We start from the raw sequence: 13,916 nt of genomic DNA, 5'->3' as shown, positions 1-13,916 counted from the left end.
GAGACCGGTGAGGTGATAGGGGAATCCTAGGGGTCAAAGCGGTGTGTCATCGAGCGGATACGTGTTTGATCTGGAGAATGACACTCCTTTTGGGTGGCTACCTGCCGGAGGGCTTGCCAGAGCCTGTGTCAAAGGTCCCTGCAAAGCATGGAATCGGTCCTTCTGGCTAGCCCTCTGACGCCTTGCCACCCGAACGGGTCGCGCCCGCGGCAGCGCCCGCCTTGATCCCACCGTCCTTGCCGTTGGACGGGGCCTCAAAGGACTCCAACGCCTCCAGGACATCCTGGACACGGGAGATCTCCGCATTGATGTCCTCGCGGCGGCGCACCAGAACCTCCAGGTCGCGCTTGCCCTCCTCGACCGCGGCCTTCGCCTCCTGGATCGCCTCGGACCTGATCTTCTCGGCCTCGGCGATGACCGACGTCTTCTTCTGCTCGGCCTCCTTGAGGAGACCCTCGGCCTTCTTGACGGCGGCGATACGCACCTTGCTCGCCTCGGAGTTGGCCTCCGCGACCAGGTCCTTCGCCTTCGCCTCGGCCTCGGCGAGCTGCTCCTCGGCGGCCTTCACGAGTGCGTCGCAGCGCTCGCCGGCCGTCTTCATGGCCTCGGCCGACTCGCGGCGGGCCCGCTCGTGCAGCTCCTCGATCTCCGTGGTGATGCGGTCGCGCAGCTCCTCCGCACGCTCCCGGATGGCGGTCGCGTCCCGGCGCGCGCCGACCAGCAGCTCGTCGGCGTCCGTACGGGCCCGCTCCACCAGGGAGTTGCCCTGCACAGTCGCCTCGGAGACCAGCCGCTCGGCCTCGTTCCGCGCCGCGCCCACCATCGTGTCGGCCTGCGCCTCGGCGTCCGCGGTGGTCTTCTGCGCGCTCTGCTGCGACTCGGCGAGAAGCTTGTCGGCCTCGGCGGCCGTCTCCGAGATGAGCGTGTCGACCTGCTCGGCCGCCTCGGAGCGCCGCTTGTTGGCCTCCTGGCGCGCCTCATCCAGGGTGCGCTCCGCCTCTTCGCGCGCCGACGACGTGAGCCGCTCGGCCTCCGCCGCCGCCTCGGCCTTCACCCGCTCCGCCTCGGCGCGGATCCGCTCGGCGTGCTGCTGCGCGGAGCCCACCGTCTCGGAGGCCTCGGCCCGCAGGCGCTCCGCGTCCCCGGACGCGTCCGAGATGAGCCGCTCGGCCTTGGCCACGGATTCGGACCGTACGCGCTCGGCCTCGGCGTTCGTCTCCGCCGCGAGCCGCTCGGCCTCGGCGGTCGCCTCCGTGATGAGCGTGTCCGCCTGCGTGGCCGCGTCCGAACGGATCCGGTTGGCGTCCTCCCGGGCGTCCGCACGAGTGCGCGAGGCGTCCTGCTCGGCGCCCGCGATGACCTCCGACGCCTCGGTGCGGACCCGCTGCGCGTGCGCGCCGGCGTCCGAGCGCAGCCGCTCGGCCTCGGCGATCGCCTCCGACACCGTGCGCTCCGCGAGCGACTTGGCGGCCTCCGACTCCTCGGCCGACTCGCGCCGGAGGCGTGCCGCGTCCTCGGCCGCCCGCTCCCGCTCCGCGTACGCGTCGGCGCGGACCCGGTCCGCCTCCTCCTGCGCCTCGGTGCGGGTACGGTCCGCCACGTGCTCGGCGGCGCTGCGCAGGCCCGCGATCTCCTCCTGCGCCTGCTCGTGCAGGCCCGCCACGGAGTCGCGCACCTGCTGTGCGGTCTGCTCGGCGTTCGAGACCATCTCGGTCGCGCGCCGGTCGGCCTCCTCGACCAGCCGTACGGCCTCGGCCTGCGCCTCTTCGACCCGGTTGCGCGCGGAGGCGAGGAGCTCCTCGCTCTGCTCGCGGGCCCGCTCGCGCTCCTGGTCGGCCTCCTGACGCGCGGAGCCGAGGAGTTCCTCGGCCTCGCGGCGGCGCCGGGCGGCCTCCTCCTGCGCGGCGGCCAGCGTCTCGGCGCCCTCGGTGGCCAGCCGCTCGGCAGCGGCCTGCGCCTCCGCCCGTACCCGGTCGGCGCTGTCCTGGGCCTCCGACTTCAGCCGCTCGGCCTCCGCCGCCGCCTCCGACCGCAGCCGTACGGCGATGGCCTCGCCCTCGGCGCGGGAGACGGACGCGTCCGCCGCGGCCTCGTTGCGCAGCCGCTCGGCCTCGGCCTCGGCCTGCGCCTGGAGCGTACGGATCCGCTCGGCGGCCTCCGAACGCAGCCGGTCCGTCTCCTCGGCGGCCTCGCGGCGGATCCGCTCGGCCTCCGCGCGCGCGTCCGTCAGCGCCTGCTCGGCGGCGGCGAGACGCTCCTCGGCCTCCGTGTGCAGGCGGGTCAGCCCCTCGGCCGCCTCGGCCTGACGAGCCGCTATGGCGCGCTCGGTCTCCTCGCGCAGCTGCTCGGCGGCCCGCTCGGCCTCCGCCTTGATCGTCTCGGACTGCTCGACGGCCTCCGCGCGATGCCGCTCGGCCTCGGCGCGGGTGCGCTCCAGAGTGTCCTCGGCCTGCCGGCGCAGCGTCGTGGCGCGCTCGATGGCCTCGGTGCGGACCTTCTCGCTGTCCGTGGTGGCCGTCGTGCGCAGCTCGTCCGCGTCGGCCTTCGCCTTGGCGAGCAGCTCCTCGGCGGTCTTGGCCGCCTCCTCGATCTGCTGGACGGCGTCGCGCCGGGCCTCGGAGCGGATGCGCTCGCCCTCGGAGACCGCGTCGGCGCGCAGCTGCTCGGCCTCGCCGCGCAGCCGGCGCGCCTCCTCCTGCAGTTCGACCGTCTTGGCGCGGTACTCCTTGGTGTCGTCCTTCGCCGTGCCCTTGAGCTGCTCGGCGATGTCGTGCGCCTCGGCGCGCAGCCGGTCCGCCTCGGTCTCCGCCTCGGTGCGGATCCGCTCGGCCTCCTCGGAGGCGGCCTTGGTGGTCCGCTTCGCTTCCTCGGACGCCTTGTTGAGTACGTCCTCGGCCGTACGGGCCGCCTTGGCGAGCTGGGAGGCGGTCTCCTCGGCGGTGAGGCTGCGGGCGTTCTCCTCGGCCTCCGCGATGATCTTCTCGGCCTTGGCCTGGGCCTCCGCGACGACCTGCTCGGCCTCGGACTTGGTGGACTCGGCCTCCTTGGTGGCCTCGCTGACCAGCCGGGCGACCTGCTCCTTCGCCGTACGCGTGCGCTGCTCGTTGGCCGACTCCGCGCTGGAGAGCGCCTTGCTGGCGGCCTCCTTCGCCTCGGCGACGACCTTGTCCGCCTCGGCCCGCGCCTCGCGCAGCGCCGCCTCGGCCTCGGTCATGCGCTGCTCGGCGGCCCGGCTCAGCTCGGTGGCCAGGCGGCGGGCGGTGTCCGACTCCGTCGCCGTGGAGCTGCGCAGCTGCTCGGCGTGGTCGGTGGCCTCCTGGGCCTGGGTGGACGCGGCGTTCAGCAGCCGCTCGGCGTCCGTGCGGGCCCGGCGCAGCAGCTGCTCCGCCTCCGCGCGGGCCGCCTCGGCGTCGTTCGTGAGCCGCTGGCGGGCCTCGGCGGCGATCCGCTCGGCCTCCGCGCGGGCGGCGGACAAGGCCTGGTCGGCCTCGGCGCGCGACTCCTCCAGGAGACGGCGGGCCTGCGACTCGGTGCGGGCGCGCAGCTGCTCCGCCCACGCCACGTTCTCGTTGACGTGCGACTCGACGGTCTGCCGGCGCTCGGCGAGCTCCTGGTCGAGCTGCTGGCGGCGGGCGACCGCCTCCTGGTGCAGCTCCGCCTGGAGACGCGCGGCCTGCTCGGCATGCTCCTGGAGGATCCGCTGCGTCTGCGCGCGGGCCTGGCTCAGCTCGCGCTCGGCGTCGGCCCGCAGCTGGTCGGCCTGGATCTGGGCATTGCGGAGCAGCTGCTCGGCCTGGTACCCGATGTCCCCGCCGTCGTAGGCAGGACGGGTCGCCAGACTGCGCCGCGCCTCGTGCAGCTTGGCGCGCAGCACCTCGACCTGATAGCCGAGGTCCTCGGCGTGCTGGACGGCCTTCTCCCGCTCGGTCTTCAGCCGTTCCATCTCGGCCTCGAACCGAGAGAGGTGGTCGACGTCAGCCGCCGGCTCTCGCTCCTGGCGTTCGTAGCCCCGCACTGCGCGGTCCCATCCGTCCCCTGGTCGCAAGTCTCTCCAAACGAGCTCCGTCCATCCGCCGAACGGGGCCCCCGGGGAATGGTGTCAGATCAACGGCGCAGCACGGGCTGCTGCCCCGACGCTCGTCCCCCGAAACCTGGACCCCGGCCCTCAGCCCCCCAACAGAGTTGAGCGGCCGCCCCAACCCTACCGGCCTCCGTCTTCCGCTCGGCCTGGGCGACTGCTTTTTCTGCTGGGGGCCAGGGGTTCGTCTCCCGAGATGTCCCCCGGGACATGCAGTACGAGGGTCAGTGCTCAGGTGACTCAACAGGCGCCGAAGTGACCAGTTCTGTCAGTACTCCGTGGCAATCCTTCGGGTGCAGGAAGGTGATCCGCGAGCCCATCGACCCGCGCCGGGGCTCGTCGTACAGCACGCGTACGCCCTTGTCCTTGATGTCGTCGGCGTCGGCGTCGACATCCGCCGTACCGAAAGCGATGTGGTGGACGCCCTCGCCGTTCTTGGCGAGCCACTTCGCCACCGTGGAGTCGTCGCGGGTGGGCTCCAGCAGTTGGAGGTACGAGGCGCCGCCGTCGGACGTCTCGTTGATCTTGAGCATGGCCTCCCGTACACCCTGCTCCTCGTTGACCTCGGAGTGGAAGACTTCGAAGCCGTACGTCGCACGGTAGAACTCGACGGTCTTGTCGAGGTCGAAACAGGCGATCCCGATGTGGTCGATTCGCGTCAGCATGGAGTCAGTGCAGCGCTCCTTCGGTGGTTACGCAACGTGCGCGCGATCACACTGCGCGCCGGATGACGGGTGGCCTACCGCTCAGTACATTCAAGTAAACCCTCGTTCACTCCTCAGCTGCCAAGCTGGAAGGGGATCGCACCTCATGTCTGGAACGAACAGCCCGACTTCCGTGATCGTCGCGGGTGCCCGCACCCCGATGGGACGGTTGCTCGGCTCGCTGAAGACCTTCTCCGGAGCCGATCTCGGAGGATTCGCGATCAAGGCCGCCCTCGACCGTGCGGGGATCGGCGGCGACCAGGTGCAGTACGTGATCATGGGCCAGGTGCTCCAGGCCGGGGCAGGGCAGATCCCGGCACGCCAGGCCGCGGTCAAGGCGGGCATCCCGATGAGCGTCCCGGCGCTCACCATCAACAAGGTGTGCCTGTCGGGGCTCGACGCCATCGCGCTCGCGGACCAGCTGATCCGCGCCGGTGAGTTCGACATCGTGGTCGCGGGCGGCCAGGAGTCGATGACGAACGCGCCGCACCTCCTCCCCAAGTCCCGTGAGGGCTACAAGTACGGGGCGATCGAGATGCTCGACGCCATGGCGTACGACGGCCTGACGGACGCCTTCGAGAACATCGCCATGGGCGAGTCGACGGAGAAGCACAACACGCGCCTCGGCATCGCCCGACCCGAGCAGGACGAGATCGCGGCCCTCTCGCACCAGCGGGCGGCCGCCGCCCAGAAGAACGGCATCTTCGAGGCGGAGATCACGCCGATCGAGATCCCGCAGCGCAAGGGCGAGCCCGTCGTCTTCAGCAAGGACGAGGGCATCCGCGCCGAGACCACGGCCGAGTCGCTGGGCAAGCTGCGCCCGGCCTTCACGAAGGACGGCACGATCACCGCCGGTTCCGCCTCCCAGATCTCGGACGGCGCGGCGGCCGTGGTCGTGATGAGCAAGACCAAGGCGCAGGAGCTGGGCCTGGAGTGGATCGCCGAGATCGGCGCGCACGGGAACGTGGCCGGGCCGGACAATTCTCTGCAGTCGCAGCCGTCCAACGCCATCCTCCACGCGCTCAAGAAGGAGGGTCTGGACGTCGCGGACCTCGACCTCATCGAGATCAACGAGGCCTTCGCGGCGGTCGCCGTGCAGTCAATGAAGGACCTCGGCGTGTCCACGGAAAAGGTGAACGTCAACGGCGGCGCCATCGCCCTCGGTCACCCGATCGGGATGTCCGGTGCCCGGCTCGTCCTGCACCTCGCCCTCGAGCTGAAGCGGCGCGGCGGCGGTGTGGGCGCGGCGGCGCTGTGCGGTGGCGGCGGCCAGGGTGACGCGCTGATCGTGCGGGTAGCCAAGGCCTGACACACCATTTTCTACGACCTCTCGTGAACGGAGCTGTGATGCAGGACGTCTCCTCGCTGGTGGCCCAGGCCAGGGAAGGACGGCCGCGGGCCGTGGCCCGGCTGATCTCCCTGGTGGAGGGGGCGGCACCGCAGCTCCGTGAGGTCATGGCGGCGCTGGCGCCGCTGGCGGGCAACGCGTATGTGGTGGGCCTGACGGGGTCGCCGGGCGTGGGCAAGTCGACCTCGACCTCGGCGCTGGTGACGGCGTACCGGCGGCAGGGCAAGCGCGTCGGGGTGCTGGCCGTCGATCCCTCCTCGCCGTTCTCCGGCGGTGCGCTGCTCGGCGACCGTGTCCGCATGTCCGAGCACGCGTCGGACCCCGGCGTCTACATCCGCTCGATGGCCACGCGCGGCCATCTCGGCGGACTCGCCTGGGCGGCCCCCCAGGCGATCCGCGTCCTGGACGCGGCGGGCTGCGACGTGATCCTCGTCGAGACGGTCGGTGTCGGACAGTCCGAGGTCGAGATCGCGTCCCAGGCCGACACCTCGGTCGTCCTCCTCGCCCCCGGCATGGGCGACGGCATCCAGGCGGCGAAGGCCGGAATCCTGGAGATCGGGGACGTGTACGTCGTCAACAAGGCCGACCGGGACGGGGCCGACGCGACGGCCCGCGAGCTGAACCACATGCTGGGGCTGGGTGAATCCCGGGGTCCCGGCGACTGGCGGCCGCCCATCGTCAAGACGGTCGCCGCCCGGGGCGAGGGCATCGACGAGGTCGTCGAGGCGCTGGAGAAGCACCGGGCGTGGATGGAGGAGCACGGGGTGCTGAACGAGCGGCGGCTCGCCCGTGCGTCCCAGGAGGTCGAGACGATCGCCGTCACCGCGCTGCGGCAGCGGATCGGTGACCTCCATGGTGACCGGCGCCTCAGCGCGCTCGCGGAGCGGATCGTGGCCGGCGAACTCGACCCGTACCAGGCCGCCGACTCCCTGGTGGAGGGCTTGACGGAGGGCTGAGGGGGCGGGGCGCCAGGCCTGCGGTCTGTTCCGCCCCCGCCGCCCCTTCCCGTCCCGACCCGAGGCTCCGCCCCAGACCTCGCTCGCGCAGTTCCCCGCGCCCCTGTCCAGGGGCGCGGGGAACTGCGCAGTCTTTTGGCGGGGGTCTGGGGACGCAGCCCCCAGGGACCGGGAGTGAACGCCGGGAATTCGGGCGGGGCCGCGGGAGTGGGCCCTTACGGCTTGCCCCGCTGACCCCGCAGATGCTCAGCGATCGGCCGCAGCGACTTGTGCAGGTCCTCCAGCGCCTCCGGCGACAGCAGATCGATGAAGTGCCGTCGCACCGACGCCACATGGTGCGGCGCGACCTTCTTCATCGTCTCCATGCCGTGCTCGGTGAGGACGGCGAACAGGCCCCGGCGGTCCGACTCGCAGTTCTCGCGGCGCACCAGATCCGCGTTCTCCATGCGGGTGATCTGGTGCGAGAGGCGGCTCTTCGACTGGAGGGTGGCGGACGCGAGATCGCTCATCCGCATGCGTACACCCTCCGACTCGGAGAGATTCACCAGGATCTCGTAGTCGTTCATCGTCAGCCCGAACGGCTGAAGATCCCTTTCGAGCTGGTACGTCAACAGCCTGTTGACCTCCAGGTGGGTGCGCCAGGCGCACTGCTCCGCATCGGTCAGCCAGCGCGTGGCCGTCTCGGTCTCCATGAATGAAGTCTACCTAAAATGTTGAAAGGCGAACTAGTGAGGGTGGTGTGACGGTGCGCACGCGTTCGATGTCACACTCCGCAGACTACCGCTCACAGCCCGAAGCGACGCTGGAGGTCCCCCAGCTGTCCGGGAAGGCGCGGTGCGCCGGCTTGCCCTCCGTGCTGACCGGGCACCCCGCCCGCGCCGGGTACTCCGGCCTGCTGCGGGACCGCCCCCGTGGCCTGCTCGGCCATGAGGGTTTCGGTGGACTGGAGCAGCACCGTGCCGGCCCCCACGAACTCGAACTGATGCTCCTCTCCGGAGGCCCCGCCAAGGCCCGTCATCGCACGTAGACCGCCCATCACGCCTGTCAGGTACCCGTGGTCGTAGTGGTGGCACGGGGAGGGGCAGTCGGCCCAGCCGACAAGGGCCTGCGGGTCCACCCGGATCGGGGGTTCCATGAACACCACCGGCCCGTTGGACGCGGCCACGAACTTGCCGGTTCCGATCAGGGTCAGAAAGCCCGGCACGATCGACTGCTTGAGGGCAAGACTTGGCTGAAAAGCGAGCAGGTTGCCCGAGCGAATGGTCAGATTGCCATCGTCCAAGTCATACGAATTCACGTCGAAGGCCCGGTCGGCGAGGAGCATCTTGCCCGAGCCCTCCGCCACGACCCAGTCGCTCGCGTGCAGAGGCGAATGGAACGACGTACGGACGAGGCGGTCGAGCCGGCCGTGTCCGATGCCGTTGAACTCCATCGACCCGTAGTAGGCGATCATCTTGCCCTTCTGCAGGAACCACTGGCTCCCCTTGAGCTCCACGCAGAAGGTGTAGTTGTTCACGTTGCCGTCGACCGGCAGTGTCATCGGGTCGTGGACGACCGGACCGCCCGGAGTTCCGTACGCGCTCACAGCTTCTCCTCCGAGGCCTGGACGTACACCGCGCCACTGCCGCTCAGCTCCAGCTGGAACGCCTCACCGGAGCCGCGCCCCACCATGTCGCGCCAGCCCAGCGCCGTGGACAGCTTGTTGCGTACGTCGCCGTGGTGCGCGACGTACGCCTGAGGGTCGACGTGGACCGGGCGCTGGGGGGTGATCGGGAGCTCGAAGACGCCCCCGTGCGCCATGACGGCGACCGCGCCGTGTCCCTTGAGGGTGGTCGTGAAGAGCCCCTGACCGGTCACCTGGCCCCGCACCATGCCCATGACTCCGCCCTGGGAGCCGAGGAACATCGTGCCCTGCTGGAGCGTGCCGTCGAAGGCGAGCAGCCGGTCCGCCTCGACGTACAAGGTGTCGCCGGTCAGGTTGATCACGTGGACGTGGTGGCCGCCGTGCCCGAAGAGCACGGTGCCGGAGCCCTCCACGGACATCAGGGGAGTGGCCTCGTTCGCCAGGCGGCGGCCGATCATCGACATCACACCGCCCTGGCCGCCCTGGATGTTGGGCGTGAAGGACACCTCGCCCTTGTAGGCGAGCATCGCGCCGCGCTGGCTGAACATCCGTTGGCCCGGCAGCACCGTGGCCTCGACCATCTTCGAGTTCACTTCGCGAAAGGGCATGTCACACATCTCCCGCGATCGTGTTGCGCTCACTGGGCTGTACGTAGACCAGTCCGTCGCCCTCGAAGCGGATCTGGAAGGCCTCGCCGCCACCCTCGCCGAGCAGTGTGCGGAACGTCACACCGGACTGGAAGGACTGCCGCACATTGCCCTGGTGCGCGATGTACGCGCCGGGGTCCACGGTCAGCGGGTACTGCGAGCTCACCCGCAGCACCACCGCCGGACCGTCGGACATGATCGCGGCCTGTCCGTGTCCCTCGACGGTGGTCGTGAACAGTCCGTTGCCCTGCGAGGCGCCTCTCAGGCCCGTGAAGGACGTGCCGGTGCGCAGTCCGGCGTCCGTCGCGAGCAGGTTGCTCGACTCCACATACAGCTTGTCCCCCCGAAGATCGACGAGGTTGATCTCGGAGGCCCGGTCCGCGAACCAGCAGGTCCCGTGCCCCTTCACCTCCATCACCGTCATCTGCTCACCGGTGAGGCGCCGGGTCACCATCCCCCGTATGCCCTCACCGCCACCGCTCAGCTTCTTGAAGGCCATCTGACCGTCGTACGCGACCATCGAGCCGTTCTTCGCCTTCACGGCGTCCCCGGTCATGTCGACGGCCAGCACCTTGCTGCCCTGGAGTCGAAACATCGCCACGTGGTGAAGGTAGCCGCCGGGCGGGGCTCCCAACAGGGCCTACGGGTGGATCCGAACCCTGATCCCGACCCTGACGACACCCCGGGGCGCCGACCCCGACGAACCCGGGCACCTGCCTTCCGACACCCCGAGACCCCGCGCCGGGGCGGTCCGGCCGTGAGTGCCACAATGGGACATCGCTTGTGCTTGCGTTCACAAAGCGTGCTCCCGCCGACAGCGAATCTCCCACCGAAGGTGACCCGTGGACATAAAGACCGCCACCGCCCTCCGCCGCCTCCGCCTGGTCTCGGCCCCCGAGGCCGTCTCCTTCCTGCTGCTGCTTGTCTGCTCGGTGCTGAAGCGGACCACGGACTTCAACGCGGTGCCCGTCATGGGCTCCATCCACGGTGTCCTCTTCATCCTGTACGTGATCTTCTGGGCGGACGCCTGGAACCGCACCAGGTGGAGCGCGAAGACCGGGCTCTTCTACTTCGTCCTCTCCGTGCTGCCCACCGGCGGCTTCTTCGCCGAGCGCAAGCTCAAGCGCGAGGCCGAGAACGCGGTCATCGCGTCCCGCGCCCGCAAGGAAGGGATCGTGAACGCATGATCGTCGCCTTCTCAGTGACGCCACTCGGCGTCGGCGAGGACGTGGGGGAGTACGTCGCCGACGCCGTCCGCGTGGTCCGCGAGTCGGGACTGCCGAACCGCACCGACGCCATGTTCACCTCGATCGAGGGCGAGTGGGACGAGGTGATGGCGGTCGTCAAGCGCGCCGTCGCCGTCGTCGAGGAGCGCGCGCCCCGTGTGTCCGTCGTCCTGAAGGCCGACATTCGCCCCGGTGTGACGGACGGTCTGACCTCCAAGGTGGACACGGTGGAGCGCCACCTGTCCGCGTAGGCCTCGTCCGGCCCGCGGAAAGAACGTCGGAAGACCCCGGTCCCCTGGGCCGGGGTTTTTCGTGAACTGCGCGAACGGGGTCCGGGCGGGGGCGAAAACACCATCGCTCGCCCCCCGGACCGGGGCCCCGGACCGAAAGGCGAGACGGGGCTGACCACGATGTGACCGGCCGGTAAGGTCTTTGGCGTGCCGAAGCCGCTCAGCCTTGCCTTCGATCCCATCGCCCGCGCCGACGAACACTGGCAGCAGCGCTGGGGATCGGTGCCGTCCATGGCCGCGATCACCTCGATCATGCGCGCGCATCAGATCCTGCTCGCCGAGGTGGACGCGGTCGTCAGGCCGTACGGACTGACCTTCGCGCGGTACGAGGCACTGGTGCTGCTCACCTTCTCCAAGGCGGGCGAGCTGCCGATGTCCAAGATCGGCGAGCGGCTCATGGTGCACCCGACGTCGGTCACCAACACCGTGGACCGCCTGGTGAGGTCCGGGCTCGTCGACAAGCGGCCCAACCCCAACGACGGGCGCGGCACGCTCGCCTCCATCACCGAGAAGGGCCGCGAGGTCTGCGACGCGGCCACCCGCGACCTGATGGCGATGGACTTCGGACTCGGGGCGTACGACGCCGAGGAGTGCGCGGAGATCTTCGCGATGCTGCGGCCCCTGCGGATCGCGGCGCACGACTTCGACGACGAGTAGAGCCGGGCTCGACGAGGAGTAGAGCCGGCTTCGACGAGGAGTAGAGCCAGGCTTCGACGACGCGAGAGCCGGGCTTCGGCGACAACCGGGGGCGCGCGAAGATCGTGCGAAAGGGGTCGTTACGCTCGTAGCCATGAAGAAGAGCGTGCTGACCAGGTACCGCGTGATGGCCTACGTCACGGGTGTACTGCTGGTCCTGCTGACCCTCGGTGTGATCGCCAAGTACGTGTTCGACATGAACGGCGCCGCGGACTTCACGCGCGTCGTCGGTATCGCACACGGCTGGCTGTACGTCGTCTACCTGGTCTTCGCCTTCGACCTGGGCTCCAAGGCGAAGTGGCCGGTCGGCAAGCAGCTGTGGGTGCTGCTCGCCGGGACGATCCCCACGGCCGCCTTCTTCGTGGAGCGCAAGGTCTCCCGCGAGCTGGAGTCCAGGGTCGCGGACGACGCTCCCGCGGTCGCCAAGGCGTAACCGCTACCGCCGTACGGACAACGTACGGCGGTCAGCCATCGACATTTACTAGGACGTCCTAGTAAATTCGATGGTATGGACGCTGACGCCATCGAGGAGGGCCGCCGACGCTGGCAGGCCCGGTACGACGCTTCGCGCAAGCGCGAGGCCGATTTCACGACGCTCTCCGGCGACCCCGTGGAGCCCGTGTACGGGCCGCGGCCCGGTGACGAATACGAGGGCTTCGAGCGGATCGGCTGGCCGGGCGAGTACCCCTTCACCCGCGGCCTCTATCCGACCGGCTACCGAGGGCGTACGTGGACCATCCGGCAGTTCGCCGGGTTCGGCAACGCCGAGCAGACCAACGAGCGCTACAAGATGATCCTCGCCAACGGCGGCGGGGGTCTGTCCGTGGCCTTCGACATGCCGACCCTCATGGGGCGCGACTCCGACGACCCCCGCTCACTGGGCGAGGTCGGGCACTGCGGGGTCGCCATCGACTCGGCGGCCGACATGGAGGTCCTCTTCAAGGACATCCCGCTGGGTGAGGTCACGACGTCGATGACCATCAGCGGGCCGGCCGTGCCGGTCTTCTGCATGTACCTGGTCGCGGCCGAGCGGCAGGGCGTCGATCCCGCCGTGCTGAACGGCACGCTCCAGACCGACATCTTCAAGGAGTACATCGCGCAGAAGGAGTGGCTCTTCCAGCCCGAGCCGCACCTGCGCCTCATCGGCGACCTGATGGAGCACTGCGCCGCGAAGATCCCCGCGTACAAGCCGCTGTCCGTCTCCGGCTATCACATCCGCGAGGCGGGGGCCACGGCGGCGCAGGAGCTGGCGTACACACTGGCGGACGGCTTCGGGTATGTGGAGCTCGGTCTGTCGCGCGGGCTGGACGTGGATGTCTTCGCGCCCGGCCTGAGCTTCTTCTTCGACGCGCACGTCGACTTCTTCGAGGAGATCGCCAAGTTCCGCGCGGCGCGGCGGATCTGGGCGCGCTGGATGCGGGACGTGTACGGCGCGTCGTCCGAGAAGGCGCAGTGGCTGCGCTTCCACACGCAGACCGCGGGCGTCTCGCTGACCGCCCAGCAGCCCTACAACAACGTCGTCCGTACGGCGGTGGAGGCGCTGGCGGCGGTGCTGGGCGGGACGAACTCGCTGCACACGAACGCGCTGGACGAGACGCTGGCGTTGCCGAGTGAGCAGGCGGCGGAGATCGCGTTGCGGACGCAACAGGTACTCATGGAGGAGACCGGCGTCGCCAACGTCGCCGACCCGCTGGGCGGATCCTGGTACGTCGAGCAGCTGACCGACCGGATCGAGGCCGACGCGGAGAAGATCTTCGAGCAGATCAAGGAGCGGGGGCTGCGGGCGCATCCCGACGGGCGGCACCCGATCGGGCCGGTCACCTCCGGCATCCTGCGGGGGATCGAGGACGGGTGGTTCACCGGCGAGATCGCGGAGTCGGCGTTCCAGTACCAGCGGGCGCTCGAGAAGGGCGACAAGCGGGTCGTGGGGGTCAATGTGCACCACGGGTCCGTGACCGGGGATCTGGAGATTCTCCGGGTCAGTCATGAGGTGGAGCGTGAGCAGGTACGGGTGCTCGGTGGCCGCAAGGCCGCGCGGGACGAGGGAGCGGTGCGGGGTGCCCTCGACGCCATGCTGGCGGCCGCGCGGGACGGGTCCAACATGATCGTGCCCATGCTGGACGCGGTACGGGCCGAGGCCACGCTCGGCGAGATCTGTGACGCCCTCCGGGACGAGTGGGGGGTGTATACGGAGCCGGCGGGCTTCTGAGGGGCCTTCTTCGCCCCCCTCCGCCCCTGCCCTCCCCAAGCTCTCGGCTTCGCTCGAGCAGGGGGACCCCCATCGTTCCCGGGGGGCTCCGCCCCCCGGCCCCCCGTTCTCGAACGCCGGAGAGGCTGAGTCTTCAGC

13 protein-coding genes are annotated in these 13,916 nt (G+C 70.1%); 7 read left to right on the top strand and 6 right to left on the bottom strand.

Going from position 1 to position 13,916, the window contains the following annotated elements; all coding sequences use genetic code 11:
• Nucleotides 1–166: 166 nt before the first annotated feature.
• Both scy and mce read right to left on the bottom strand, forming a co-directional pair.
• Nucleotides 167–4,015: a polarized growth protein Scy gene (gene scy, locus ACFVXA_RS05010; protein WP_390023854.1), complete on the bottom strand. Its 3,849-nt coding sequence runs from the start codon at nt 4,013–4,015 to the stop codon at nt 167–169.
• Between the two features lie 287 nt (nt 4,016–4,302).
• Nucleotides 4,303–4,743 (bottom strand): methylmalonyl-CoA epimerase, encoded by a 441-nt coding sequence (gene mce / locus ACFVXA_RS05005; RefSeq protein ID WP_362024119.1) that lies wholly within the window; start codon nt 4,741–4,743, stop codon nt 4,303–4,305.
• Nucleotides 4,744–4,888: 145 nt separating this feature from the next.
• Between mce and ACFVXA_RS05000 the strand changes: the two genes are divergently transcribed.
• A complete protein-coding gene (locus tag ACFVXA_RS05000) occupies nt 4,889–6,091 on the top strand; it encodes an acetyl-CoA C-acetyltransferase (RefSeq protein WP_362024116.1) in 1,203 nt (400 codons plus the stop codon).
• A 38-nt stretch (nt 6,092–6,129) separates the two neighbouring features.
• Complete coding sequence (meaB, locus tag ACFVXA_RS04995; RefSeq protein ID WP_362024113.1) at nt 6,130–7,086, top strand: methylmalonyl Co-A mutase-associated GTPase MeaB; 957 nt, start codon at nt 6,130–6,132, stop codon at nt 7,084–7,086.
• A 215-nt stretch (nt 7,087–7,301) separates the two neighbouring features.
• Here meaB and ACFVXA_RS04990 read toward each other — a convergent pair whose 3' ends face one another.
• The 4 genes from ACFVXA_RS04990 to ACFVXA_RS04975 form a co-directional block, all read right to left on the bottom strand.
• On the bottom strand, nt 7,302–7,778 hold the full coding sequence (locus ACFVXA_RS04990) for a MarR family transcriptional regulator (RefSeq protein ID WP_362034365.1): 477 nt from the start codon (nt 7,776–7,778) through the stop codon (nt 7,302–7,304).
• Between the two features lie 92 nt (nt 7,779–7,870).
• Nucleotides 7,871–8,671, bottom strand: coding sequence for an AIM24 family protein (locus ACFVXA_RS04985; protein ID WP_389759026.1), 801 nt, complete (start codon nt 8,669–8,671; stop codon nt 7,871–7,873).
• Entirely contained in the window at nt 8,668–9,318 is a 651-nt protein-coding gene (locus ACFVXA_RS04980) for an AIM24 family protein (RefSeq protein WP_362034371.1), read from the bottom strand. The genes ACFVXA_RS04985 and ACFVXA_RS04980 overlap by 4 nt, the downstream gene beginning before the upstream one ends.
• A 1-nt stretch (nt 9,319) precedes the next feature.
• Nucleotides 9,320–9,952: an AIM24 family protein gene (locus tag ACFVXA_RS04975; RefSeq protein WP_383748488.1), complete on the bottom strand. Its 633-nt coding sequence runs from the start codon at nt 9,950–9,952 to the stop codon at nt 9,320–9,322.
• 247 nt (nt 9,953–10,199) lie between these two features.
• Between ACFVXA_RS04975 and ACFVXA_RS04970 the strand changes: the two genes are divergently transcribed.
• The 5 genes from ACFVXA_RS04970 (at nt 10,200) to ACFVXA_RS04950 (ending at nt 13,778) form a co-directional block, all read left to right on the top strand.
• Nucleotides 10,200–10,544, top strand: coding sequence for a DUF3817 domain-containing protein (locus ACFVXA_RS04970; RefSeq protein ID WP_362034374.1), 345 nt, complete (start codon nt 10,200–10,202; stop codon nt 10,542–10,544).
• The gene (locus ACFVXA_RS04965) at nt 10,541–10,834 is read left to right on the top strand and encodes an MTH1187 family thiamine-binding protein (RefSeq protein ID WP_362034378.1); all 294 of its coding nucleotides are present in this window, start codon (nt 10,541–10,543) and stop codon (nt 10,832–10,834) included. The genes ACFVXA_RS04970 and ACFVXA_RS04965 overlap by 4 nt, the downstream gene beginning before the upstream one ends.
• Before the next feature lie 186 nt (nt 10,835–11,020).
• Nucleotides 11,021–11,530 (top strand): MarR family transcriptional regulator, encoded by a 510-nt coding sequence (locus ACFVXA_RS04960; RefSeq protein ID WP_362034381.1) that lies wholly within the window; start codon nt 11,021–11,023, stop codon nt 11,528–11,530.
• 133 nt (nt 11,531–11,663) lie between these two features.
• The gene (locus ACFVXA_RS04955) at nt 11,664–12,002 is read left to right on the top strand and encodes a DUF3817 domain-containing protein (RefSeq protein WP_362034384.1); all 339 of its coding nucleotides are present in this window, start codon (nt 11,664–11,666) and stop codon (nt 12,000–12,002) included.
• A 75-nt stretch (nt 12,003–12,077) separates the two neighbouring features.
• Nucleotides 12,078–13,778, top strand: a complete 1,701-nt coding sequence (locus tag ACFVXA_RS04950) for a methylmalonyl-CoA mutase (protein WP_383912137.1) — start codon at nt 12,078–12,080, stop codon at nt 13,776–13,778.
• The last annotated feature ends 138 nt before the right edge of the window (nt 13,779–13,916 follow it).

Source organism: Streptomyces sp. NPDC058246 (assembly GCF_042881985.1).
Classification (GTDB): Bacteria; Actinomycetota; Actinomycetes; order Streptomycetales; family Streptomycetaceae; genus Streptomyces.
This window is presented reverse-complemented; position numbering and strand designations above follow the sequence as displayed.

Bases quoted from the DNA above. Each gene is read 5' to 3' on its own strand.
- mce (WP_362024119.1), bottom strand. From the start codon at position 4,743: ATGCTGACGCGAATCGACCACATCGGGATCGCCTGTTTCGACCTCGAC.
- ACFVXA_RS05000 (WP_362024116.1), top strand. From the start codon at position 4,889: ATGTCTGGAACGAACAGCCCGACTTCCGTGATCGTCGCGGGTGCCCGC.
- meaB (WP_362024113.1), top strand. From the start codon at position 6,130: ATGCAGGACGTCTCCTCGCTGGTGGCCCAGGCCAGGGAAGGACGGCCG.
- ACFVXA_RS04990 (WP_362034365.1), bottom strand. From the start codon at position 7,778: ATGGAGACCGAGACGGCCACGCGCTGGCTGACCGATGCGGAGCAGTGC.
- ACFVXA_RS04980 (WP_362034371.1), bottom strand. From the start codon at position 9,318: ATGCCCTTTCGCGAAGTGAACTCGAAGATGGTCGAGGCCACGGTGCTG.
- ACFVXA_RS04975 (WP_383748488.1), bottom strand. From the start codon at position 9,952: ATGTTTCGACTCCAGGGCAGCAAGGTGCTGGCCGTCGACATGACCGGG.
- ACFVXA_RS04965 (WP_362034378.1), top strand. From the start codon at position 10,541: ATGATCGTCGCCTTCTCAGTGACGCCACTCGGCGTCGGCGAGGACGTG.
- ACFVXA_RS04955 (WP_362034384.1), top strand. From the start codon at position 11,664: ATGAAGAAGAGCGTGCTGACCAGGTACCGCGTGATGGCCTACGTCACG.
- ACFVXA_RS04950 (WP_383912137.1), top strand. From the start codon at position 12,078: ATGGACGCTGACGCCATCGAGGAGGGCCGCCGACGCTGGCAGGCCCGG.